Annotated in this window: 14 protein-coding genes; 3 read left to right on the forward strand and 11 right to left on the reverse strand. The window is 67.1% G+C overall.

From position 1 onward, the window contains the following. Window positions 1–19: 19 nt before the first annotated feature. The 6 genes from FH610_RS42920 to FH610_RS23235 all read right to left on the reverse strand — a co-directional run bounded on the left by FH610_RS42920 (window position 20) and on the right by FH610_RS23235 (window position 14,723). On the reverse strand, window positions 20–187 hold the full coding sequence (locus FH610_RS42920; protein ID WP_161628061.1) for a hypothetical protein: 168 nt from the start codon (window positions 185–187) through the stop codon (window positions 20–22). A gap of 68 nt (window positions 188–255) precedes the next feature. Continuing rightward, window positions 256–11,034 carry a LamG-like jellyroll fold domain-containing protein gene (locus tag FH610_RS23215; protein WP_139576735.1) on the reverse strand — a complete coding sequence of 3,593 codons (10,779 nt, stop codon included), beginning with the start codon at window positions 11,032–11,034 and terminating at the stop codon, window positions 256–258. A 414-nt stretch (window positions 11,035–11,448) separates the two neighbouring features. Continuing rightward, window positions 11,449–12,846, reverse strand: a complete 1,398-nt coding sequence (locus tag FH610_RS23220; protein ID WP_161628062.1) for a WD40 repeat domain-containing protein — start codon at window positions 12,844–12,846, stop codon at window positions 11,449–11,451. Window positions 12,847–12,856: 10 nt separating this feature from the next. Continuing rightward, the gene (locus FH610_RS23225; RefSeq protein WP_139576737.1) at window positions 12,857–13,123 is read right to left on the reverse strand and encodes a hypothetical protein; all 267 of its coding nucleotides are present in this window, start codon (window positions 13,121–13,123) and stop codon (window positions 12,857–12,859) included. 299 nt (window positions 13,124–13,422) lie between these two features. Next, the gene (locus FH610_RS23230) at window positions 13,423–14,073 is read right to left on the reverse strand and encodes a protein-L-isoaspartate(D-aspartate) O-methyltransferase (RefSeq protein ID WP_240809141.1); all 651 of its coding nucleotides are present in this window, start codon (window positions 14,071–14,073) and stop codon (window positions 13,423–13,425) included. A gap of 83 nt (window positions 14,074–14,156) precedes the next feature. After that, window positions 14,157–14,723, reverse strand: coding sequence for a cysteine hydrolase family protein (locus FH610_RS23235; protein WP_139576738.1), 567 nt, complete (start codon window positions 14,721–14,723; stop codon window positions 14,157–14,159). A 93-nt stretch (window positions 14,724–14,816) separates the two neighbouring features. On the opposite strand from FH610_RS23235, the gene FH610_RS23240 reads away from it, so the two are divergent. Then, window positions 14,817–15,245, forward strand: a complete 429-nt coding sequence (locus FH610_RS23240; protein WP_139576739.1) for an RrF2 family transcriptional regulator — start codon at window positions 14,817–14,819, stop codon at window positions 15,243–15,245. A 73-nt stretch (window positions 15,246–15,318) separates the two neighbouring features. Next, the gene (locus FH610_RS23245) at window positions 15,319–16,503 is read left to right on the forward strand and encodes a globin domain-containing protein (RefSeq protein WP_139576740.1); all 1,185 of its coding nucleotides are present in this window, start codon (window positions 15,319–15,321) and stop codon (window positions 16,501–16,503) included. Window positions 16,504–16,556: 53 nt separating this feature from the next. Here FH610_RS23245 and FH610_RS23250 read toward each other — a convergent pair whose 3' ends face one another. From FH610_RS23250 to FH610_RS23270, 5 genes are all read right to left on the reverse strand, one after another. Beyond that, on the reverse strand, window positions 16,557–17,366 hold the full coding sequence (locus FH610_RS23250) for an SAM-dependent methyltransferase (RefSeq protein WP_338104575.1): 810 nt from the start codon (window positions 17,364–17,366) through the stop codon (window positions 16,557–16,559). Window positions 17,367–17,496: 130 nt separating this feature from the next. After that, window positions 17,497–18,954 (reverse strand): GH1 family beta-glucosidase, encoded by a 1,458-nt coding sequence (locus FH610_RS23255; RefSeq protein WP_139576741.1) that lies wholly within the window; start codon window positions 18,952–18,954, stop codon window positions 17,497–17,499. Beyond that, window positions 18,951–19,841 (reverse strand): carbohydrate ABC transporter permease, encoded by an 891-nt coding sequence (locus tag FH610_RS23260; protein WP_139576742.1) that lies wholly within the window; start codon window positions 19,839–19,841, stop codon window positions 18,951–18,953. Before FH610_RS23260 ends, FH610_RS23255 begins: the two co-directional genes overlap by 4 nt. A gap of 1 nt (window position 19,842) precedes the next feature. Then, a complete protein-coding gene (locus FH610_RS23265) occupies window positions 19,843–20,769 on the reverse strand; it encodes a carbohydrate ABC transporter permease (protein ID WP_139576743.1) in 927 nt (308 codons plus the stop codon). A 69-nt stretch (window positions 20,770–20,838) separates the two neighbouring features. Beyond that, window positions 20,839–22,098 (reverse strand): ABC transporter substrate-binding protein, encoded by a 1,260-nt coding sequence (locus FH610_RS23270; protein WP_240809138.1) that lies wholly within the window; start codon window positions 22,096–22,098, stop codon window positions 20,839–20,841. Between the two features lie 239 nt (window positions 22,099–22,337). Here FH610_RS23270 and FH610_RS23275 point away from each other — a divergent pair, with 239 nt between their 5' ends. Next, complete coding sequence (locus tag FH610_RS23275) at window positions 22,338–23,363, forward strand: LacI family DNA-binding transcriptional regulator (RefSeq protein ID WP_139576745.1); 1,026 nt, start codon at window positions 22,338–22,340, stop codon at window positions 23,361–23,363. Window positions 23,364–23,537: the final 174 nt, after the last annotated feature.

The raw sequence follows: 23,537 nt of genomic DNA on the forward strand, positions 1-23,537 counted from the left end.
TGGAGCGTTGACAGGCGCGCTACGCGCTGTCATCGCCCTCGGTCCCCCGCCGACGCCTTCTACCGAGGTACATCTCAAGGAGCATCAGCAGCATGACGACCAGAGTGAGCGAGATCGCGATGGCGAACAGAACATTCGTCCACTTGTGCTCCCCAGGCGGTTCCAGCGGGATCGACGCAGCCGCCATCAGGAAGACGGAACCTTGAACGATCGCCGTCAGCCGGCGAATCCTACGGACAGTCGGAATTCGTTTTCTCATTGGGATCCAACCGTGATATCCCCCGGTGCCGGTATCGGGACTCCAGACCAATCCCAAATAATTTGAGGGTCGCCAACTTTAATCCAGACACCCTTACCCTTGTTCTTGGTCGACAGTTTCCACGCACCGAACTCGATGACGGCCGCACCCGCCTCACAAATGAAAGTGATCAGGTGGACACCGGCGACACCGCAAGCAGCCAAGATGAATGCACCACCTACGGCGGCAGCGGTGGTCACAAGGTTGGTCAATCCATTATCCAGATGGTAGACGCAGTTCTTATTCTTCTTGTCACACACCTTGCCAGTCATTCCGTTTCCCTGCATGCAGGCACGCTCCGACTTGTTCTTCTTCGCGCACTCCAGGTACATGTCGTCGTACCACCAGCAGGCTCCCGGCTTGTTCTCCTTCCAGCAGCCCAGCAGTCCACTCATCATCTCGCCGCAGAACGGGTCGTTGTGCGCACCGTACTTCTTTGACGAGCGGCATTGGAAGTACGTCTCAGCGAAGGAAGTGCAGGACTTGTCGTCGTGCATCTTGGCCTGATCACGGCATGCGAGGTAGTTGCTGGACCAGCTATTGCACATGTCCGCGTCGCGTTCGGTCCGGCACTGACGGTAATGTGACTCGTTGTCGCCGCAGACGCTTCTACCCTCGGACATATTCGTCTTGCGTCCGTTGAGGCACGTCCTATAAGCCACGGTAGTGTCGTCGCATGTTCTCTTGCCGTAGCCACCGGCGCGGCATTTGATCGCGACGGAAGCCGTGTCGCGACAGATATCCGCATCGATGTGAACACCACGGCACTCGGCATACGCGGAAACCCCGTACTGGCAGGTCTTGTTGCCATATCCAATTGCCAGGCAGTCTCCATAAACATCCTTCGTCGCGGCGCAGTACTTCTTGGAGTGCTCGGCACGACAGTCGCGATACTCATTCTCCGCCCAGGAGCATCCACCCTGGCCGTAATCCTTCACACACCGCTTGTGATCCTGCTTGACCTCGGTTTCGACCAGGCAGGTCTGCTTTTCCTTTCCCTTCTTCTTCGCGCAACTGGTCGCAGGCTGGACCGTGACCGTCTTCGTCTTTGTCTTGACCTTCGCCAGCCCTCCGGACACCGTGGCTGTTTTGGCCTTATGTCCATCGGGGTCGGTGTTGGTCAGGGGATTGTCGTTGGCGTAGGTGTAGCGGTTGAGCTGGACCGACGGATCGGCGGTGAGGGTCGCGGTGTCACGGGAGACGAAACTACCCGTTGCGGGCTGGTACCAACGGGCGGCCATATTGACCTTCTTGGTGCTGGGGTCGGTGTAACCGCCCTGGTACCCGATTCCGTGAGGGGCACCCGTCTGAGCGATTACCTCTCCAAAGGGGTTGTAGGCAACCGAGTCGATCAATGCGGTGCCGTCGGCCGTAAAGGCGCCGATCAGGTCGCCGTGCAGATCACTGAATGCCAACTGTCCGCCGCCTCCGTCGGACAGACTCACCGTGCGCCCGAACGCGTCTCGGCCGTACGCCGCCTTCTTTACGTTGCCGCTGTCCGTGACGCCGACCAGATTGTTCGTCTGGCCATCATAGGCAAACTTCAACGTCTGTTCGCCGTCACTACGGGTGGCCATGCGGTCGAGGGCGTCATAGTCGTACGTTACTGCACCGTCCTGGACGAGACGGTCGAAAGCGTCAAACTTGGTGATCTCTACTTTTCCGTTAGAAGCCTCGGCCAAGGTGCCGCGTGCTGTGTACGTATAGGTATAGCCGTCACCGGATATGAGGCGGTTACGTTCATCGTAGGTATAGGTCTTGTCGCCTGCCCGGATGCGGTTTCCGGCGGCGTCCCAGCCGTAGTCGGTGGTCTTGCCGTCAGGCGCGATCCATGATGTGAGGCGGTTGGCCCAGTCGTACGTGTAGGTGTTGTTACCCGCGCCGGCAGTGCCGGTCGTGGCCTTGCTGGTCATGTTGTTGTCGGCGTCGTAGCCGTAGTCGATCGACGCGATCGGTGAGTCCTGGCCGCTTTTGAGCTCGTCCTTGGTAAGACGATTCAGCGCATCGTAGGAGAAGCTCCGCCGCGTGCCGTTCGCGCCGTAGACCATGCTTGTCACCCGCGCTGCTTTGTCGTACCCATACTCGATCGCGGAGGACGTCACCGGGTCGGTCATGCCGGTAAGGCGATCGGCGTCGTCCCAGGTGAAGGAGGCCATGCCAGTGGCATCCACTCTCTGAACGAGCCGGTTGTCGGCGTCGTAGGCATAGGCGCTGATGTCGCCGTCGGGTCCGCTGCTCTTCAGCAGTAGGCCGCGGTCGTTCAGCGAAAAGGCCAGTTCGTCCGCACTGGTCAGACGACCGGCGAGGTCGTAGGTGAAGTGCTTGTCCTCCGTGGCCGCCTCGCCACCGCTTCCGGTCTGCTTGACAAGTCGGTTCAGCTCGTCAAAGGTCCTCTCAACCTTGACACCTCCGGGAAGCAGGCTCGTGATCTGGTTACCCGCCTCGTCATAGATGGTGGTCCAGGTGCGGTCGGGCACGTTCGGGTGGGCAGTGGTGATCGGCTCGATCACCGACTCCACTAGTCCCAGGCTGTTGTAGGTGGCGTAGGTGGAGTTGCCCCGCCCGTCAGTCGACCGGGTCTGCCGACCTGACGCGTCGTATCCGAAGGAGGTGTTGATGGTCTCGGTGGCGGAGACCGGCTCGTGCTGCTCCACAATGCGGTTGGCCGCGTCGTAGACACGGGTGGTCGTGTGACCGCTCGCCGTGGTCTGGCTGATCTGGTTTCCCGCAGCGTCATAGCCGAAGGTCCGGGCGCGCAAGACGGTGCCATCGGCATCGATGTCTGCCGCTTCGATCTGCCTGCCGGCCTGATCGAAACCAGCGGTCGTCGATACACCCAATGGGTTGGTCGTCTTCGCAACCCGGCCGGTGAGGTCGTAGCCGAAGGTCGTGCTGTTCCCGAGCCCGTCCGTGTGGGACGTCATCTCGCCGGCCGCGTTGTAAGCACGGTTGGCGACGTCTCCGCCCGGACGAGTGACCTTGGTCAGGTTGCCCGCGTCGTCGTACTCCAGTCTGGTGACGTAGGCGGCCACGGTCGGCCTACGCTCAAAGGTCGTCGTGGTGATCTGGCGGCCGAGGTCATCGTAGGTCGCTTCCCAGCGTGCACCAGTGGGGTCGGTCTGCGATATCGCTTCTCCGAGCAGGTCGTAGCCGTACGTCGTGATACCGCCCGCCGCCCCGCCGACAGACGGGTTTGTGACCCGCACCTTACGGCCGAGCCCGTCATAAAGCGCTGTCGTGGTGTGGCCACGCGCGTCTGTCGCACTGACCTGCTGTCCGGCGAGGTCATACTCCGCCGTCACCATTGGAGTAATCGTCTGGCCGCCCGGCGGGGTGTAGGCGGGCATGGTCTGCGAGACCATCCGCCCCGCCCGATCGAACGCGGAGACAACTTTTTGTCCTTCCGGGTCCAACAGGTGGGTCTGGTCTCCGAACGTGTTGTAGCCCACCCAGGTGGTGGGACGAGCAGGCGCGGCGGCGATTCCGTAGCGCTCGATTTGGACCTGCGGCAGCTTCACCTCAACCCGGTTGCCCGCCACGTCGTAACGAATGTCAGTGGTGTAGTCAGCGGCGGTGGCTCCAGAGACGTTGCCGCGAGGGTCGGTGATGGCCGTGATCAGTCCGCGGTCGTCCACAGTCAGCGTGGTGACCAGGTCCTGACCGTTGTTGTGCACGACCTGCCTAATGGGCTGGTCTGCCGCGTCGTAGGCATATTCGGTGACCTCGGTGCGATCGGTTCCGGCCGCGCTCCGACCTATTTCGATGATGTTGTCATTAGCGTCGTAGCGGTACGCCGTCTTCCTGGCCAACGCGGCCGGATCTGTCGTGTGTGACGTGAGACGTCCGGCCTCGTCGTAGACCGCGTCGACGCGCAGGACGCCGCCATCCGTGATCTGCCGAGTGAGGTGACCAGCGGGGTCGTACACCCTCTCGTCGAGTATCACATCACGCTCAGAAGAAGAACCATTCAGGCTCACGCCGCTGGCGATCGTCTGAGCCGGGAGGCCATCCGCGTAATAGGTATAAGAGCTGATGCGGCCCATCGCGTCGGTCTTGGCTGCGCGTCTGCCAGCGGGATCATAGGCATACGATTCCATGACCACGTCGGTCGCGCTTTGTGGATCCACCGGGCTGCCCCTCCATCCCCTGAGGATGACCGTGGCGAGCTCTTCACGCGGTGTGTAGGTGTAGTTGTACACCGAACCGCGCGTGTCGGTGTAGCTTACTTTCTGTCCCTTATGGTCATACTCATATCGCTCGACGCCTCCCTCCGGACCGGTGACCGAATCGACCCGGCCGTAGGAGTCATAGGTGTGCGCGGTGGTGCGCTCCGCGTCGCCTCCGGTCAGGTCGGACACCGACACGCTCAATTGATTGCCGTCCGCGTCATAGGTGAAGGACTGCCTCAGCGTGTGCGTCACATCGGCAACTTCGTTCCTGACGGCCGCTCCAGTGACGGTTGTGAGAAGCCCACGTCGGCTATAGGTGAATTCGGTGGTGACGCCCTCGGGATTCGCCTGCGAGATGTCGCTGCGCTCGACCATCCGCCCGATCGGATCGTAGCCGTACTTCTTGATCAAGCCGCTGGGGCCGGTCTCCTGAGCGAGGTCGCCGTTGGCAGTGTAAGCGTAAGTGGTCTCATTTCCCTTGAAGTCCTTGGCGGACTTCACCAGGCCGGCTGGAGTGGTGCCACCGCCAACTGCCGGTTCAGTGCCGTCGGTGTAGGCCGTGATTTGGGAGCGCCCCTGGGGGAAGTCCGACGTGGCCGGAACCGTCTTCTTCGTCGGCTCACCATGGGTGTTATACGTCATGGTGACCGCGTAAGTGTCGTCGGCGGCCGAGGCCGATCTGCCGTCGCGGTAGGCGGTCGGTTGATCGTTGCGGGGATCGAAGGGGTCGTCCGCGTTCAGGTAATAGGAGTAGTACTCCGTGAAGCACGTGTCGCTGCTGCGGCACGTCTTCTTGGCCACGGGGTTACCGCGCGCGTTGTACGACACGTCCGTTGCGTTGCCGTTCGGGTCGGTGACCTTCGCGGGGAATCCGCCGACGTCGTAGGCGTACCTGGTGGTTTTGCCGAGCTGGTCGGTCGTGGAGACGACCTGGTATCCGCGCAGAGCGTTCGTGACGTAGGTCAGCGTGCCGTTGTGCGGGTCGGTCACGGTGGCCGTGGCCGAGATCTGAGTGGTCGATTCCTTCGCGTACACCAGGTCCGACAACTTCCAAATGCCGCCGTCGTCGTCGGTGTGCGTCGTGAGCCGGCCTCCGTCGGCGTTGTAGGTGTTCTCCGCGTGGACGCGGCCCGACGGCTGGGTCTCCTTGGTCAGCAGCGGCTGGGCCAGTCGCGCGGCGTAGTGGGTGCGGACGGTGCCCAGCCCGAGGGGCCTGTTGTACACCGCGACCTCGTCGATGCTGCCGGCGAAGGGGAAGGCGGTGAACGACGCCGTGGTGAACGGCCAGCTCGGGCCGCCGTACCCAGCGCCGATGCGGGTGTCCCACATCTCGGAACTGACGGTGTGGGTGATCTTGCCCGCGACGCCGCCGACAGGCTGCCCGTCCAGGAACAGGGTCTGGATGTCCTCCGCGCCGGACAGCACCACATGGTGCCAGTTGCCGTCATTCACCTTGCCGGGCGTGGTGATCGGAGCGATGGTTCCGTTCCAGAACTGGCCGCGGAGTTTGCCGTCCGTCCCGACATAGATGCCCAGACCATAGGAGTCCGGATCGTCCTCGTACGAGTTCTGGTAACCGAGGATGGTGCCCGAGCCGGTGGTCTTGAACCAGGCCTCGACGGACAGGCTTCCGCCGAGCCCGCTGACGGTCGCCTCAGGCAGTGACACGTAGGCGGAGCCAGCGGTGCCCGCGAACGTCATGGCCGTGTCCGCTGTGCCGGCCAGCGCTCCCGTGACGCCCGCGGTCGCATTGGCTGTGGTACCCCTGAGCATGCCGTCGCTCGCGCCGAAGTCGAGGCCGCCGGAGCTGGGCACCTTGCTCCGCAACGCCGTCGCGGTCCCGCCGAGGCGCCAGTAGCCGGTGGGCATGGAGTCGAGGACGACGCTGCGGTAGTGGGACGCGTCGGTGTAGGTGTAGGTGGTACAGGCGCCGCCGGCGGCCGGAGGGCATACCTTGACCAGCTTGTCGCCGTCGTACTCGTAGGTCCAGCTGATTGGAGCGCCGTCAACGGGGTCGGTGGCGACACTGGTCACATGCGCGCCGGTCCAGCCGAAGGTGAGCGAACGCCCCCCGGTCGCCGTGACCTTCAGCAGTTTGCCGTCCGTGCCGTACGCCAGGTCCTGCGTGCGGTCCCGCCTGTCGCTGACCTTCGTCAGCCGACCGGAGGTGTCGAACCAGTAGGAGGTGGCCGACCGGTCCATCAACCGCCAGCCGCCGTCATCCAGGCTGACCAGGGTGGCGAAGGTCCCCGGCGGGGAGGCGTAGGTGCCGTCGCCCTTGGAGGCGAAGCGCTGCTGGGTGCCGTCCGGGTAGGTGATCAGCACCGTGGCGGGAGGCGTGATCGTCTTGATGGCGGCCAGCCCTTGGATCTCGGCCGACGACAACGCCTTCTGGAACATCCGGAGGTCGTCGATGGCGCCCTTGACGTCGCTGCCGAGCACCGTCGTGCCGGTCGCGTTCCAGCCGGCCGGGACGCCGGTGGCCGTCTTCATCAGGTCGCCGTTGAGATAGAGAGAGATCGAGCCCGCGGCCTTGTCGTACACGCCGGCGACGTGGAACCACTGCCCGACGGGCGCGTTCACTCCCGACAGCACGGAGGTACTCGTGGAACCGGCGGTGTCGGAGGCGTAGGTGGCGAACTTGAGCTGGCCGGTGGCCTGGTCGACGCCCAGGTAGTACGGCGCTCCGTTGTCGCCGTTCTGCCGGGCCACCTGGTAGGAACCCGACCTGTCGTCCAGCCTGAGCCAGGACGCGACGGTGTAGCTGTCGTCGGTGCGCAGCACCGGCCCGGGTGCGGTGGCCACCGCGCCACCCGACGTGGCGATGGCACCGCCGATCTTCCCCTGAACGGGGGACGTGCCGGCGGACAGCGCCGCGTTGAACCTCCGGCCGGACGCGTCCGCCGCGAACACGCTGCCCAGAAGGTCGCCCAGACGCCAGTGACCGACCATGGACGGGTAGCTGATCGCCTGTCCCTCGTCCTGAATCCGCATGTCCCACCGCGTGGACCAGCCGGAACCGAACGCCCCGTCCGAACGCGGGTCAAGGCTGTTGTACGAGCGGGTGACGGCCAGCGGCGGGCCAGGAGTGGCGACGGACAGATCGGTGACCGACCGGGTGTAGTCACCGTTCACGTAGTTGAACTCCCGGCCCTCGGTGCCGGTTACGAGAAGGGAGTTGACGGTGCCCTGTTCAGGCGTGGTGGTGAAGCTCATCCACGGGGAGGTCACGGTTACGGTGCTCGTGGCGGCCTTGGCGTACCACCAGTAGGTCTTGCCCCACTGCAGCTTGTCCTTCGGGACGGTGAACGTCCCGTTCTTGCTCCAATCATACGAGCTCTCACACCACGTCCAGTGGTCCTTGGTCCCCGAGCAGATCTGGAACCAGTAGGTCACCTTGGCCTCGACCGGCGACTGCGCGTGCGCGGACAGTGTCGGACGCAACGTGCTCACTTGCGAGTTGTCCGCAGGAGAGAAGGTCTGGAAGGGCAGGCCCGCGACCGTCGCCCTCTGCCACTCGGACCACGGGCCGTTCACTCCGCTCATGGTGACGCCCCGGACCCGCCAGCGGATCCGCCAGCCGTCGGTGAGCTTGCCTGCCGGGATGACCGTCCAAGCGTTCGAGCCGGACGGGTATGCGGCGGTGCCGGTCCCGGCCCAGATCTGACCTGATCCCTGGTCGGCCGCCTCGGGGTCGTGCTCGACCTCGACGCCCAGGTAGGAACTGCGTCCCTGGGCGTCGGTCACCTTCGCGAACAGCCACGGAGTCAGCGACTGAGCGGTCCAGGACCAAACGCCGGCCGTTCCTGGGGTGATTCCCACCGCTGCGACGGCAGGTCTGTTGACGCTCACCCTGGCGCTCTGCCACTCCGACCACGGTCCAGTGACGCCGGTCGTGGTCACGCCCCGGACCCGCCACCGCACCAGCCATCCGTCGGACAGCTTGTCGGCGGGCACCTGCACCCAGGCGTTCGACCCGGAGGCGTACGACTTGGTGCCGGTCCCCGACCAGATCAGCCCGCTCCCCTGGTCCGGCACCGACGGATCGTGCTCGACCTCCGCGCCCAGATAGGAGGCCAGGCCTCCCTCAGTGGTCACCTTCGTGTACAGCCAGGGCGTCGACGAGGCCAGAACCCAGAAGTCGTCCGCGGTCTTGGTTCCCGGGACCACGCCGAGGCCGGTCCCGGCCGGCTTGTTGACGTCGATTTTCGCCGTCTGCCATTCCGACCACGGCCCGTTGATCCCCGTCGTCGTCACACCGCGAACCCGCCACCGCACCAGCCACCCATCGGTCAGCTTGCCCGCGGGCATCGACACCGAGGCGTATGAGCTGCTTGAGGACGTGGCCGTCGTGCCCGTCCCGGACCAGATCAGTCCGCTCCCCTGGTTCGGCACCGATGGGTCATGCTCGATCTCCGCCCCAAGGTAGGCGTTCGGTCCGAGACCGAGAATCGAGTTGTAGGTGATCTTCGCCGAGAAGCTCTGCGACAGGGTCCACATCGTCCACAGGCCGCCGCTCTGGCTCCCCTGCACCCCGATGTCGGACACCACCGGCTTGGTGACGTCCACCCTCATGGTCTGCCAGTCCGACCACGGCCCCGCCAGGCCCTTGGTGGTCACACCGCGAACCCGCCACCGCACCACCCAGTCATCACTCAGCTTCCCCGACGGCACAGTCACCGAGGCGTACGGGTTGTCCGCGGACGTGGTCGTTGTGCCCTTGCCCGACCAGATCAGACCCGACCCCTGGCCCGGCGTCGACGGATCATGCTCGACCTCCGCAGCAAGATAGGAGTTCGCGTCAAGACTGCCGAATGTGGTGGGCCTGATCTTCGCCCGGAATTCCGGTGTCAGCGTCCACGACGTCCACAGACCCGAGTTCGGCAGACCGGTAGTCGTCGTGACCTCCGACACCGCGGGTTTGGTTATGTCGATCTTGGAGGTCTGCCAGTCGGACCACGGCCCGTTCAGGCCGGTCGTCGTCACGGCCCGGACCCGCCACCGCACCATCCAGCCGTCGGTCAGCTTGCCCGCCGGCACCTTGACGTAGGCGGAGGACGTGGACGAGGACGTCGGCGTCGTGCCCGTACCCGACCAGATCAGACCCGACCCCTGACCCGGCACCGATGGATCGTGCTCCACCTCCGCACTCAGATAGGAGTACCGAGAGGAAACCCAGTCACTGATGTCGGCGTCGAATCGCGGCGTCAGCGACCACAAGGTCCACAGCCCCGAGCCCTGCGTCCCGTCGGCCGACAGGTTCGACACCGTCGGCTTGAAGATGTCCACCTTGGCCGACTGCCAGTCGGACCAGGGCCCGGCCACACCCGTCGTCGTCACGGCCCGGACCCGCCACCGCACCATCCAGCCATCGGTCAGCTTGCCCTTCGGCATCGTGACGGAGGCGTACGAGCTGGTCGAGGACGTCGCCGTCGTGCCCGTACCCGACCAGATCAGACCCGACCCTTGGCCTGGCGTCGACGGATCGTGCTCCACCTCCGCACTCAAGTATGAGTACCGGAACGGCATCGGGTCAGTGACCTTCGCCGAGAATTCCGGGGTCAGTGACGCCAATGTTGACACTCCCGCCTCCGGCCACGCCGACAAGTCCGATACCGCGGGCTTGAAGACGTCGATTTTCGCCGGCTGCCAGTCAGACCACGCGCCCTCTACGCCGCTCGTGGTGACACCACGGACCCGCCAGCGCACCAGCCAACCGTCCGTTAATTTTCCCGAAGGCACGCTGACGGAGGCGAACGACCCCGACGACGCCGAGGTCGTCCCCTTGCCCGAAGAGATCAGACCGGAGCCCTGCGCGGGCACCGAGGGATCGTGCTCGATCTCGTACCCGAGATAGGACGACCGATACAAGGGGTCGGTGACCTTCGCCTGGAAATACGGCGTCAACGACGACAGCGTCCATCCGTCCGAACCCTGGGTCCCCAAGGCCGAGAGGGATGACACGGAAGGAGCGTCACCCTCCGCCATGGCGGAGGCGAGGTTCGACGACCACCTTGTCGACGTTGCGGCAGACGCCACTCGGGTAACGACAAGCGTGGGTGACTCCGCAGCAGCGCCCTTGGCGGGGCGCACCTGCCTCATCGACAAGCCCTGACTTTGGACGGCCTGCGGGGGGGCCGTCTCCTCGGGCTTCGCTTCCCTGAATTCGGCCGGCAGTGGCGGTGGAGACTTCAGACCGCCCTTGGCCGGCTCGTCCGACGGCGTGCGCGGCTTGTCCAGCGGAAGCCCACCTTCCGGGCGCTTCCCGTCGTCACTTGGACGCGGGCCGGGAATTCGCAGGTCTCTCGGTTCGGTGGCCGATGCATCGACCAGATGCGGCAGGCCCTGCGCCGAGCCCGACTGCTGCACCGGCGGGGCGTCGGCCGAGCCGGATGTGACGTTCGGCAAGTTCAGCACAACGCGCGGCGCGGAGACCGGGGCCGGAAATGCCGGAAGTTGTAACGTTCCAGGCAGAATCGCGATCACCGACACAGTCGTGACACGCAGCAGCCATCGAGCCGGGCCGATCTTGCCCAGGCCGAACCCACTCCGTCGCACCCCGTCCACCTCTCCGTCGGCACGCAACATGCTGCGCGCACGGCGCCCATGCGAAGCAGAGCTTCAGGAGAGGCTCGGCGACACCGGAGCGATCTTCAGCAAAGTGATCAAAAGGTACCTGCCGACGATCATGACGTAAAGAGGGCATAAAATTTGCTTTGCCGCATTACCCAAACCGCTGGCGGTCGCTCAGCCCCTGTGGACCTCGCCGATCTGCGACATCACCCTCATGACACAAGCTTGATCACGGGACGGATGCGTGCGATTACCTGCGATAAGACGTCTTGCTGTGACCTCAACCCGACATTCGGGTGTTCCTAATTCCGCAGCCCTCCGATCGTGCATACTCAGGGCGAAGGTCCGCCGGACGCGCTCACGCACTTTTCCGCCTTTCGGCATCGGCGGCATGGCCGGGGGTGGCCGTCAGAGCTGCGAGCACGGCGCGATGTCCTCCGCTTCGTCGAGAGCGGGCGGCCAGGCATGTCCGTCCATCCAGCGGTCCCACCACTGCCGGTCGACGTGCTGGAAATATCGCGGGCCGTCGCAGAAGGTCCGTAGTGGATCCTCGCCGACCCCTGCGATGTTCCAGGTGAAAGCACCCCACCTCGGCGTGGCCATCATCACCGTCGTCCCGGATGCGGCCATGGCGACGCCGTTCGCAAGCGTGGCAGGCCCCTTGAGAGTGGCCGTCCGCACCGGACGCGACCGATCCCGCAGATCCCAGAGCATCGTCAGTCCGCCGAACCCGCTCGTCATGGCGGTCTTCCCGTCCGCCGCCAGCGCCACGTTGTAGACCTCCGACATGCGGGCGGGCAGAGTCGCCAGGTGAACGGGCCTCGCCGGTGTGGACAGGTCCCACATGTGCGCCCCGTTGCGCCGATCGACGTCTGTCAGCCCACCCACCAGAGCGGTGCGTCCGTCGGCGCTGAGCGCGACGCCCTCGACGGTGGAGCCGGGCCGGTCCAACGTCGCCAGTCGAACCGGCCGAGCCCGGTCGGTGACGTCCCATACGACGCCGCTACCTCCCGCCGCGGACACGACCGTGCGCCCGTCGGCGCTCATCGCCAGACCCCCGACGCGCGACTTCGCACCGCGCAGCTCGGACAACCGGACCGGATGGGACTTCCTGGTCAGATCCCACAGGGTGACGTCGCCGTTCTCGGTGCCGGCCACCGCGGTGCGCCCGTCCGCGGCCAGCGCCACCTTCGTGACCCCGTTGACCACATCGCCCACCACCATTCCCCCGGCCTTGACCGGGCGGCGTGGATGGGTCAGATCCCAGACGCTCATCGAGCCATCATCACTGCCGGCGGTCAGCGCGACTTTTCCGTCCGGCGTCAACGCGATCGCGGTCACCCAGCCTTCGTGATCTTTGAGAGCGGAGATATCGCTTGCTTCGACACTGTCGTCCATTTCGGACGACAATTCCCAAATCTTCACGCCGGTGTGGAGGTCACTCGTGATCGCCAGACTTCCGTCGGCGCTTATCGCCACCGAGTCGACGTTCACGGTGCCGAAAACGACGCTGCGACGGTGGAGGAGCAACGTGTCGGCCAGGCTCGCCCGGGTGACCTCGTCCGGCCGGATCGACACGGCCGCCGCACCCAGCAACGCCGCGTCTTCCGGCCGGGACTCGCGCAACTCCGCGCCGCGGAGAGCGAGCTCGTACGCCGCGGCGATTCGCGACGTGTTCTCGTACCGACGGAATGCGACGGCCGTACCCGCGGCAAGCAATCCGGCCGTCAGGACCAGGACGACGAGGGCCGCGCGGGATGATTTTCTCGGGAAACGCGGCTTCGCGTCGCCGGATTCGGCGTCCATCACCTTCTCCTCAGCAAAGACGCAGGCCCGCGGCGTGGACGTCATGGACGACGATCACGGCCGACGCGGCGATCGCGAGGGTCAAGCTCAGCAGGAGCGCCCTTCCCCAGTGACACCACCCGAGGAATGCGAATCTCCGCGAGGCGGCATCCAGCAGCACGACGGAAATGACGGAGACGAACGCGATGGCCCCGAACACCAGGACCCTCTCCATCAGCCACAGGAATCCCGCGAACTTCTCCGGGGCGTTGAGGCTCCCCGTGCAGTTCAGCTGCATTCTTGTGACGAGGCGCGCGTCCAGGACGGGTCCGCCGAGGCCGATCCCCAGAGCGAGCAGCGCCGCACTCCCGCATCCGTGGAGTGGCCGCTCCTCTTCCTCGTCACCGTCATGGGTGATGGAAACTCTTCGCAATCGCGGCCCGATCGGCTCGATGAATCAGAGGGCGATTTTGATCTTACGGCACGAGCCGTCGGTCGAATAGATCAACGAAAAGCCGCCCTACGCCAATTGACGCACATCTTCCAGGCGTCGAGCATGCGGATTCCCGGACATCCTCCCAGAGGCCGGCCGTACGGTCAGGAGGGGTACCCGTAGCGGCCGTGGAGGCGGACGAAGCGGGCCAGCGTGAGGACCTGACGCGGTTCGAGGCCGATGACGGTGCGCTCGAACAACACGACCTCCTCGCGGCCGCCCGTGCCGATGGGCTGCACCAGGCGACCGCCGAGCCGCAACTGCTCGACCAGCGGCGCGGGGACCGTGGGAAAGGCGGCCGAGACGATGACGGCGTCGTAAGGGGCGTGCCCGGGCACCCCCTGGCCGCCGTCGCCGACGCGCACCTCCGCGTTGCGGATGCCCTGCCGGGCGAGGTTGCGGCGAGCCCCGCGCACGAGGTCGGGCCACAACTCGACGCTGACCACGTCGGCGGCCATGCGGGCGAGCAGCGCGGTCTGGTAGCCGAGACCGCTGCCGACCTCCAGCACGTGCTCCCGGCCGGTGAGTCCCAGTCCCTCGATCATCGTGGCCGACAGCGACGGCTGGGTCGTCACCTGCCCGTGCGCGATGGGGATCGGCACGTCCTCGTACGCGTGGGCGATGTGCTCGGTGGGGACGAAACCGGCCCTCGGGGTCGAGCGCACGGCCTGGAGCAGGCGCTCGTCACGCACGCCCACCGCCCGGACGGCCCGGACGAGGTCTTCGGGACAGGCGGCTGCGGTCACGTCCACCACGCTCAAGTTCAGACGGTGAGCGGCGCCGTCCCCATCCGCGGCCCGCTCACCCTCGGTGATGCCCCCTCAGCCGCGCCGGAACCTCAGCCCGCGTCGGTGGTGAAGGTCACCTCCGCCGTGCCGACGGTCCCCGCGCGGCGGCCGGGGGCGCTCTGCCACTGCCAGTAGAGGTTCGTGTGCGCGATCACCTGCTCCGGAGCCGGCGCGCCGTAGGCGGTGAGGTCCTCGGTGGTGTGCGCGTCGCCGACCAGCGTCACGTCGTACCCACGGACGAAGGCCCCATGGAGGGTCGAGCGGATGCACGCGTCGGTCTGGGCGCCGGTGACGACGAGACGGCCCACCCCGCGCTCGGCGAGCAGCGCCTCCAGGCCGGTGTCCTCGAACGAGTCGCCGTACCTCTTGTGGACGAGCGGCTCCGCGTCCTGGCGGATCAGCTCAGGCACGTACTGCCAGTTCTCACTCCCCTGCTGGAGATCGTGGTCGTCGGAGTGCTGCACCCAGATCACCGGCACGTCCTCCGCGCGGGCCTTGCCGACCAGGGTGTCGATGTTCGCGATGACGGCGTCGCGGTTGGGGGCGCCCGCCACCACCCCGTTCTGCACGTCGATGACCAGCAGCGCGGTGTTCGGGCGATCGGCAAGAGTCGTCATGGGGTCCACCCTAGAACCGGCCACCGACAACTTCGCTCCCGTACGTAGCACCCCAAATTGGAGTGCTACATACCGATTTGATAGCGTCAGGGTGTGCGGTTGACGAAGTTCACGGACCTGGCCCTGCGCGTCACCATGCGCCTGGCGGTCCTGGAACCGGGGGCATCGCTCACCACCCGCCAGGTGGCCGACGCGATGGTGATCCCCTACAACCACACCGCCAAGGCCATCGCCCGCCTGCAGCACCTCGGCGTCGTGGAGGCCCGCCGGGGACGCGGGGGCGGCCTGGAGCTGACCGAGTTCGGCCGTACGGCCTCGATCGGCTGGCTGGTCCGCGAACTGGAGGGAGAGGAGGAGGTCGTCACCTGCGAGGGGGAGATCCCCTGTCCGCTGCGGGCCGTCTGCAGCCTGCGCGGCGCGCTGCGCGCGGCACAGCAGGCCTTCTACGCCTCCCTCGATCCGATCACCGTGGATCAGCTGGCCTCCTCGTCGTCGAGGCCGGTGCTACTCAGTCTCTCCTGACCTGCATCAATGGGAAGAACCAGCAGGTTCGTGGCGTTAAATTTGCATATTAGATACCAATTTGGAGGATGCCATGCTCTCCCCGGAGTCGGCCGCGACGGTCCGCGCCACCCTGCCCGTGATCGCGGGTGCGATCCAGGACATCACCGCCCGCTTCTACGACACGATGTTCGCCGACAACCCGGAGCTGCTGCGCGACCTGTTCAACCGCGGCAACCAGGCCAACGGTGAGCAGCGCGTCGCGCTGGCGGGCTCGATCGCCGCGTTCGCGACCGCGCTGGTGGAGCGCCCGGGGGTGCTTCCCGGCACGATGCTGTCCAGGATCGCCAACAAGCACGCCTCCCTCGGCATCACCGAGGAGCAGTACGCCGTGGTGCACAAATACCTGTTCGGCGCGATCGTCGAGGTGTTGGGCGACGCCGTGACGCCCGAGGTCGCCCAGGCGTGGGACGAGGTCTACTGGCTCATGGCCGAGACGCTGATCGGCCTGGAGCGCGGCCTCTACCGCGAGGCGGGCCGGGGCTGGACGCGGGCCACGGTGGTCGAGCGGTGCGACGAGACGGCGGACGTGGTCTCCTTCCTCCTGCGCCCGGACACCCCGATGTCCTTCCGGCCCGGCCAGTACGTCAGCGTCCAGGTGACGCTGCCCGACGGGGCGCGGCAGATCCGGCAGTACAGCCTGTCGAACGCCCCGGAGCGCGGCGACTGGCGGATCACGGTCAAGCGGGTGCGCGGCGAGGGCACCCCCGAGGGCGAGGTCTCCGCCTGGCTGCACGAGCATGTCCGGGCCGGTGACGTGCTCGCGGTCTCCGCGCCCTTCGGCGACCTGACCCTGCCCGAGGGCGACGGCCCGCTGCTGCTCGCCTCCGCGGGGATCGGGGTCACCCCCATCCTGTCGATGCTCGACCACCTCGCCGCCACCGGCTCTGAGCGGCGCGTGCTGGTCGTGCACGCCGACCGCTCGCCGGACGCGCACGTTCACCGCGACGAACTCGCGGACCTGGTCGCGGCCCTGCCCGGCGCCACCCTGCACCGCTGGTACGAGGACCTGCCGGAGGAGCATGCCGCAGACCACGTCGCCGCCGTGGGCCTGGCCGACCTGTCGGCGATCGACCTGCCCGGGGACGTCGTGGCCTGCCTGTGCGGGCCGCTGCCGTTCATGCGGGCCGTGCGCGCGCAGCTGGTCGAGCTGGGCGTGCCCTCCTCCGGCATCCACTACGAGGTGTTCGGCCCCGACCTGTGGATCGCGGCCGCGTGATCCGGTGACCGGCCCGCCGCTCGCCCGCGGCGGGCCCTCTCACCGAGGCCGGGTCAGCGCAGCAGGCCGACGCCGGCGTAGCCGTCCACGCCGGGAATCCTCGGCAGCTTCGGCTCGTCGGGCTCGGGCCGCCACTCCTCGGTCACGACCAGACCCGGCTCCACCAGGTCGAACCCGTCGAAGAACCGCAGCAGTTCGGCGTGGGTGCGCGGGGTGACCGCGCCGGCGGAGGTGTTCTTGTACAGCTCGCGCCCCTCGCGGATCTTCTCCTCGTCGAGGTCGCCGTACGACAGGTGGCTGATAGCCATCGCGCTGCCGGGGGCGAGCCGGTCACGCAGCGTGGCGACGATGCGCTCGGCGTCCTCGGTGCCGGGGATGAAGTGCAGCACGGCCACCATGAGCAGGCCCACCGGCTTGCCGAAGTCGATGTGCTCGTTGATCCGGGGGTCGCTGAGGATGGCCTCGGGCTCGCGCAGGTCGCCGTCCACGACGATCGTCTGGCTGTTGTCGGCCAGCAGGGCCCGGCCGTGGGCGAGCACGATCGGGTCGTTGTCGACGTAGACCACCCGCGCGTCGGGGGCTTCACCGAGCGCGACCTGGTGGACGTTCTCCTGCGTCGGCAGGCCGGCGCCGATGTCGAGGAACTGGCGGATGCCCTCCCGGGCCATGAGGGTCACGGCCCGGCGGATGAAGCGCCTGTTGGTCCGCACGCCCTCACGCGCGTTCGGGGTCAGCTCGATGAGCTTCTCGGCCGCCGCCCGGTCGACGGCGAAGTTGTCCTTGCCGCCGAGGAGGTAGTCGTAGATCCTGGCGACGCTGGGGACCGTCACGTCGATTCCCGGCGGACCCTGCTCCATGTTCATCCGACCTGCCCCTGATGCGCTCGTACGTTGATCAAAACGTAGCCGATTAATCCGGATTCGGCGCATCAAAGGGGGAATTGACCGGCATGTGCCAGGGCGCGGCCGGTCAACCCGGAGCCCCGCGGGCTCCTCAGTCCCTCGCCGGGCGCTCACCCCCCGGGGTGCCGGCGACCAGGATGTCGACCGGGCCCGTCGTGGCGGGAGCGGCGACGACCGGGTCGGCGATGAAGTCGCGCATCCAGTGGAAGCTGGCCTTCGGCGTGCGCACCTGGGTGTCGTAGTCCACGTGCACCAGGCCGAACCTGGCGGAGTAGCCCCGGGCCCACTCGAAGTTGTCCATCAGCGACCAGCAGAAGTAACCCCGCACGTCCGCGCCCGCCGTCATCGCGTCGCGGGTCGCGGCCAGGTGGTCGCGCAGGTAGTCGACGCGCCCGCTGTCTTCGAGCACGCCGTCGTCGCCGTACCCGTTCTCGGTGATGTAGACGGGCGGCAGGTCCGGATAGCGGGAGGTCAGCCCGACGAGGGTCTCGTACAGCCCCTCGGGCTCCACCACCCAGCCCAGCCCGCTGGTGCGCGCGTCCTCCGGCGTGACGGTGCGCACACCAAGGTCGAACGCCGAGCGCAGGGCGGGGTCGGCCTCCTCGTACGGCGCGGCCTCCACATGCAGGCGGTAGTAGTAGTTCACCCCGAGGAAGTCCACCGGCGCGCCGATGATGTCCAGGTCACCGTCCTGCCGGAAGGAGAAGTCGGTGATCCGGCCGAACGTCTCGGCCATGTCGGCGGCGTAGGCCCCGCCGAAGAGCGGTTCGGTGAACTGCCGGTTGACCAGCAGGTCCATCCGCCGCGCGGCCCGGACGTCCTGCGGCGAGGAGGTCACCGGCACGGTCGGCGACATGTTGAGCGTCACCCCGACCTGCTGACCGGGTCTGGCCATCTCCCGCAGGCGCGCGACGGCCAGGCCGTGGCCGAGCAGCAGGTGGTGGGCCGCGGCCAGCGCGCCGTGCCCCTCCTTGGCGCCCGGCGCGTGCCGCCCCTCGCCGTACCCGACGACGGACGAGCAGTACGGCTCGTTGAGCGTGATCCACTGCGAGACCGAGTCGCCGAGAGCGTCGTACATCACCTCGGCGTAGTCGGCGAAACGCTCGGCGGTGTCGCGGACCCGCCAGCCTCCGCGGTCCTCCAGCGCCTGCGGCAGATCCCAGTGGTAAAGGGTCACGTACGGCTCGATCCCGCCCTCGCGCAGAGCGTCCACGAGCCGCCGGTAGAAGTCGAGCCCGCGCCGGTTCACCGGTCCGCGGCCGTCGGGCAGCACCCGCGGCCAGGCGACAGAGAATCGGTAGGCCCCCGCCCCCAGGTCTTTCATCAGATCGACATCCTCTTGCCAGCGGTGATAGTGGTCGCAGGCGAACTCACCCGACTCGCCCTGTGCCACCGCGCCGGGCACCCTGCAGAAGGTGTCCCATATTGAGGGCCCCCGGCCGTCGGTGTCGACGGCCCCCTCGATCTGGTAGGCGGCGGTGGCGGTGCCCCACACGAAGCCCGCGGGAAAGGTCCGCGGCCGGGTGAGGCTTTCCTCGATCGCCGTCATCCCTTGATCGCTCCTGACATGATACCTCCGATGATCTGCCGGCCCAGGGCCGCGAAGACGACCACGACGGGCACGGTCGCCAGCACCGTGCCGGTGAGCACGAGCGCGTAGTCGGTCGTGTAACCGCTGGCCAGCGAGGAGAGCGCGACCTGCACGGTCGGGTTCTCCGGGGTGAGGACCACCAGCGGCCAGAAGAAATCGTTCCATGCCTGCATGAACGTGAACAGCCCGAGCACGGCCGCGGCCGGCCGCGCCGCGGGCACCACCACGTGCCAGAACAGGCGCAAGGTGGAGCAGCCGTCGATCCGCCCGGCCTCCAGGAGTTCGTCCGGCACCGCGCTCGACAGGTACTGCGTCATGAAGAAGACGCCGAACGCCGTGACCAGGCCGGGCACGATCACCGCCTCCAGCCGGCCGGTCCAGCCGAGCTCCGCCATGAGGATGTAGAGCGGGATGATCCCGAGCTGGTGCGGCACGGTGGTGGTCGCGATGGCCACGACCAGCAGCGACGTCCGGCCCCGGAAGCGGAGCTTGGCGAAGGCGAACCCGGCCAGCGTGGAGAACAGCACGACCGAGACGGTGACCGAGCCGGAGACGATGAAGGAGTTGAGCATCGCCTTGCCGAACGCGGTCGTGTCGAAGACCCGCGCGACGTTCTCGAACAGGTGCCCGCCGGGCGTCAGGACGGGAGGCACGCGGGCGATGGCGTCGTTGTCGTGCGACGCCACGATGAGCGACCAGTAGACGGGGAACAGGGAGCCGAGCAGGACGGCGACCAGCGCCGCGTAGGTCCAGAACCCGGCCGAGCGGCGCCCGCCGTGGGAGCGGGCCGCCCGCGAGCGGGGCACGCGCGCCTGCCGGGGCGCCTCGGTGATGATCGTCGTCACGTCAGCTTCTCCTGATCCGGCGGGTGACCGAGTAGTTGACCAGAGCCATGACCACGATGATCAGGCACAGTGTCCATGCGATGGCCGAGGCGTAGCCGAACTTGTACAGGCCGAACCCCTGCTCGTACAGGTAGAGGCCGACGGTCTGGAACTGCCGGTCCGAGCCTCCCGTCGGGTTGCCCGTGCCGGCCTGGAACAGCAGCGGCTCGGCGATGATCTGGAACCCGCCGATGGTGGACACGACGGCGGTGAAGATGATCGTCGGCCGCAGCATCGGGATCGTGATCTTCCGGAACTGGGTGAACTGGCGGGCCCCGTCCAGCGTCGCCGCCTCGTACAGGTGTTCGGGGATCGTCTGCATGGCGGCCAGGTAGATCAACGCGTTGTAGCCGGTCCACCGCCAGATGACGATGAGCGAGATGGCGATGTGCGAGGACAGGGTGCCTGCCTGCCAGTCCACGGGCTCGAGCCCCACCAGTTCGAGCACCCAGTTGACCATGCCGAAGTCGCGGCCGAAGAGCTGGGCGAAGATGATCGTGACGGCGACGATGGACGTCACGTTGGGCAGCAGCACGCCCATCCGGAAGAACGTGCGGGCATGCAGGCTGCGGTTGAGCATGTGCGCGATGAACAGGGCCGCGAGCAGCTGCGGCACGGTGGACAGCAGCCAGATGCTGACGGTGTTGAACAGCGCGTTCCAGAAGTAGTCGTCGGTCAGCAGTTCGGCGTAGTTCGCCAGCCCCACCCATTGCCGGGTGGGCTCCAGCAGGCTCCAGTCCGTGAGCGAGACGTACGCGGTGTACAGCAGCGGGAACATCCCCACCGCGCCGAACAGCAGGAAGAACGGGGCGATGTAGAGGTACGGCGAGCCCTTGACGTCGAGCTGGTAGGCCCAGCGACGCCGCGGCTTGGATCGTGCGGGGGTCATGGATCCATCCCGGGAAGAGGGGAGACGGCGGGCCCTGACCTCCCGCCGTCACCCGGCTTGGCTGCGCGGCTACTTCTCGATGCGCTCGACGTCCTTGAGCATCTGGTCCCAGGCCTGCTGGCCGTCCTGCTTGCCCTCCTCCACCCGGTTGATCGCGTCGCGGATGGCGGTCTGGATGTCACCGGCCCGCGGCCCCTGGTACTGCGGCTTCAGGTTCAGCGCGGCGGTGGTGAAGATCTGCCCGACCGGGGCGTCGTTGAAGAAGGCGTTCTTCAGGTCCTTGACCTCGGGCTTCTCGTACGTGGCCACGGTCGAGGGCAGGATGCCGTGCGCCTTGAACACCTCGATCTGCTGCTCGGGAGCGGTCAGCCAGGTGATCAGGTCCACCGCCTCCTTCACGTGCTTGCTCTGCGCCGGAACCGTCAGGTACGAGCCGCCCCAGTTGCCGCCGCCGCCAGGAATGGCCGCGATATCCCACTTGCCGGCGAAGGCCTTGGCCTGGTCCTGGATCTTCGCGAGCATCCAGGCGGGACAGGCGACGGTGGCGAACTGGCTCTTGGCGAAACCGGTGTTCCACGCCGGGGAGCTGCCCACCAGCTTGGCCGACTCGCCGTCGGCCACGGCCTTCAGCACCTCGTCGTACGCCGAGCGGACCGCCGGGTTGGAGGCGACGATCACCTGGTCGGAGGTGTCGTAGTAGCCGGTTTCGGCCTGTCCGATCATGGCGTTGAAGATCTGCGCGGCGCCGTCGAAGAAGCCGGCGCCCGCCGGCTTGTTCGCGGTGTACTTCTTGCCGGCCTCGAAGTACGACGCCCAGTCCGGCCAGAGCTTGCTCACCTCGTCCCGCTTGGTGGGCAGGCCGGCCTTCTCGAACAGGTCCCGCCGGTAGCACATGGCCAGGCCGCCGACGTCCGTCCCGTACCCGATCTGGGCCCCGTTCTTGGCCACCGACGCCTGCCACTTCCACGGCAACCACCGGTCCTTCAGCCCGTCGGCGCCGTGCTTGCGCAGGTCGACGAAGCGCTCCGGCTGCGCCCTGAACTGGGCGATGAAGCCGGTGTCGATGCCCTCCACGTCCGCCGCGCCGCTGCCCGTCGCCAGATGCGCGGCCAGGTTGCGGTGGTGGTCGTTGTACGCCGAAGTACGCTCGACGATCTTGATGTTCGGATGGGCGGCCTCGTACTTGGCGTACAACTCCTTGAACCCCATGTTTCCGAACAGGTTGAGGGTGAGGGTGATGTGGCCGTCGCCGGACGAGCCGCCGCATCCGGCGGCGAGCACACCGGCGGCGAGCACACCCGCGAGCAGACGAAGTTTCGCAGCAGACACCGTGAACTCCAGGGGGGAGGAGGGGGGTGGCTGCGAGATGCGATGGCCGAGCCGCGGCAACGAGAAGCATCGACCGATACGTCCGCCATGAGACATAACAGCGGCACCCGATGTCAAGTCACGGAAACCTAACATCGGCGAAATCTCCGGCCGCCTTGACAGACTTCCCCGGGTTGCATACTTTCCTCGAAACCGGTTACATGAAACCGGTTACAGCGAGATGCGATAACGTTTGATCCGTGGCAACGATCAGAGAGCTGGCACGCCTGTGCGGCGTGTCCCCGGCAACCGTCTCCCGCGTGTTCAACAACCCGGAGGTGGTGAACGCAAAGACCAGGGAGCAGGTCCTGCGGACGGCGCGCCAGATCGGCTACCTGCCCAACGAATCGGCCCGCACCCTGGCCACCAAGAAGTCCTTCATGGTCGGCCTGGTGTGGGACACCGACCACCGCCGACCCGGCTGGCGGCACCCGTTCTTCCAGGAAATCCTCATCGGCCTGAAGACGGCGCTCAGCGGGCGCGAATATCACCTCCTCATGCTCGCCACCAGCGGGGACACGAGCGGGGAGAGGACGGAAGACGCCTACGTGCGCGCCGTGCGCAGGCACAACCTCGACGGCGTCGTGATGATAGACAGCGGCACCTGGGATCCCTCACTGCGGCGGCTGTCCGAATCGGGCGTCCCCTGCGTCAGCCTCGACCGTCCCGTCGAGGGTTCCCGCGCCACATACGTGACCTCGGACAACGCGGGCGGCGCCCGCCTGGCCGTACGGCACCTGCACGAGCGGGGACGGCGAGCCATCGCCACGATCACCGGCCCGGCGCACACGCGTCCGGGCGCCGAGCGGCTGCGGGGCTACCAGGACGAGATGTCCCGCCTGGGGCTGCCGCACCGTCCCGAGTTCGTGGTCGAGGGCGACTTCTACCTGTCGGGCGGCCACGCCGCGATGCGCCGCCTGCTCGAGGCGGACGAGCGGCCCGACGCCGTGTTCGTCGCGGGCGACGAGATGGCCGTCGGCGCGCTGCGCGCGATCGGCGAGGCCGGTCTGAAGGTGCCCGAGGACATCGCCCTGGTCGGGTTCGACGACATCGAGGTGGCCGCGCTCGTGCCGCCGGGCCTGACGACCGTCGCCCAGGACAAGGCCGGGTTCGGCACCGCCGCCGCGGAGGCGGTGGTCTCGATGATCAACGGTGCGGACGCCCCGCCGCCCCGGATCCTGCCGACGACACTCGTCGTGCGCGGCTCCAGCACGCCCCCGCTCTGACCCTCTCCGCCCGCCCGTGGGCCGGAACACGCGCGCTGTCACGGCCCAGGCCCCCTCTCCGCCTGCCTGGGGCCGGACATCCGTGCCGGCCTGGGCCGCGATCGGCACTGCCCGCGCGCTGAGCCGCACCGGACGCTCCCGCTCGGGGTGTCGCCCTGTCTGAGCGTTCTGGAT

The sequence above is a fragment of the Microbispora catharanthi genome (genome assembly GCF_006334915.2).
GTDB classification, from domain to species: Bacteria; Actinomycetota; Actinomycetes; order Streptosporangiales; family Streptosporangiaceae; genus Microbispora; species Microbispora catharanthi.

Coding starts and splice junctions, on each gene's coding strand:
- FH610_RS42920 (WP_161628061.1), bottom strand. CDS start 187: ATGGCGGCTGCGTCGATCCCGCTGGAACCGCCTGGGGAGCACAAGTGG.
- FH610_RS23220 (WP_161628062.1), bottom strand. CDS start 12,846: ATGGACGCCGAATCCGGCGACGCGAAGCCGCGTTTCCCGAGAAAATCA.
- FH610_RS23225 (WP_139576737.1), bottom strand. CDS start 13,123: ATGCAGCTGAACTGCACGGGGAGCCTCAACGCCCCGGAGAAGTTCGCG.
- FH610_RS23235 (WP_139576738.1), bottom strand. CDS start 14,723: ATGACGACTCTTGCCGATCGCCCGAACACCGCGCTGCTGGTCATCGAC.
- FH610_RS23245 (WP_139576740.1), top strand. CDS start 15,319: ATGCTCTCCCCGGAGTCGGCCGCGACGGTCCGCGCCACCCTGCCCGTG.
- FH610_RS23250 (WP_338104575.1), bottom strand. CDS start 17,366: ATGAACATGGAGCAGGGTCCGCCGGGAATCGACGTGACGGTCCCCAGC.
- FH610_RS23255 (WP_139576741.1), bottom strand. CDS start 18,954: ATGACGGCGATCGAGGAAAGCCTCACCCGGCCGCGGACCTTTCCCGCG.
- FH610_RS23265 (WP_139576743.1), bottom strand. CDS start 20,769: ATGACCCCCGCACGATCCAAGCCGCGGCGTCGCTGGGCCTACCAGCTC.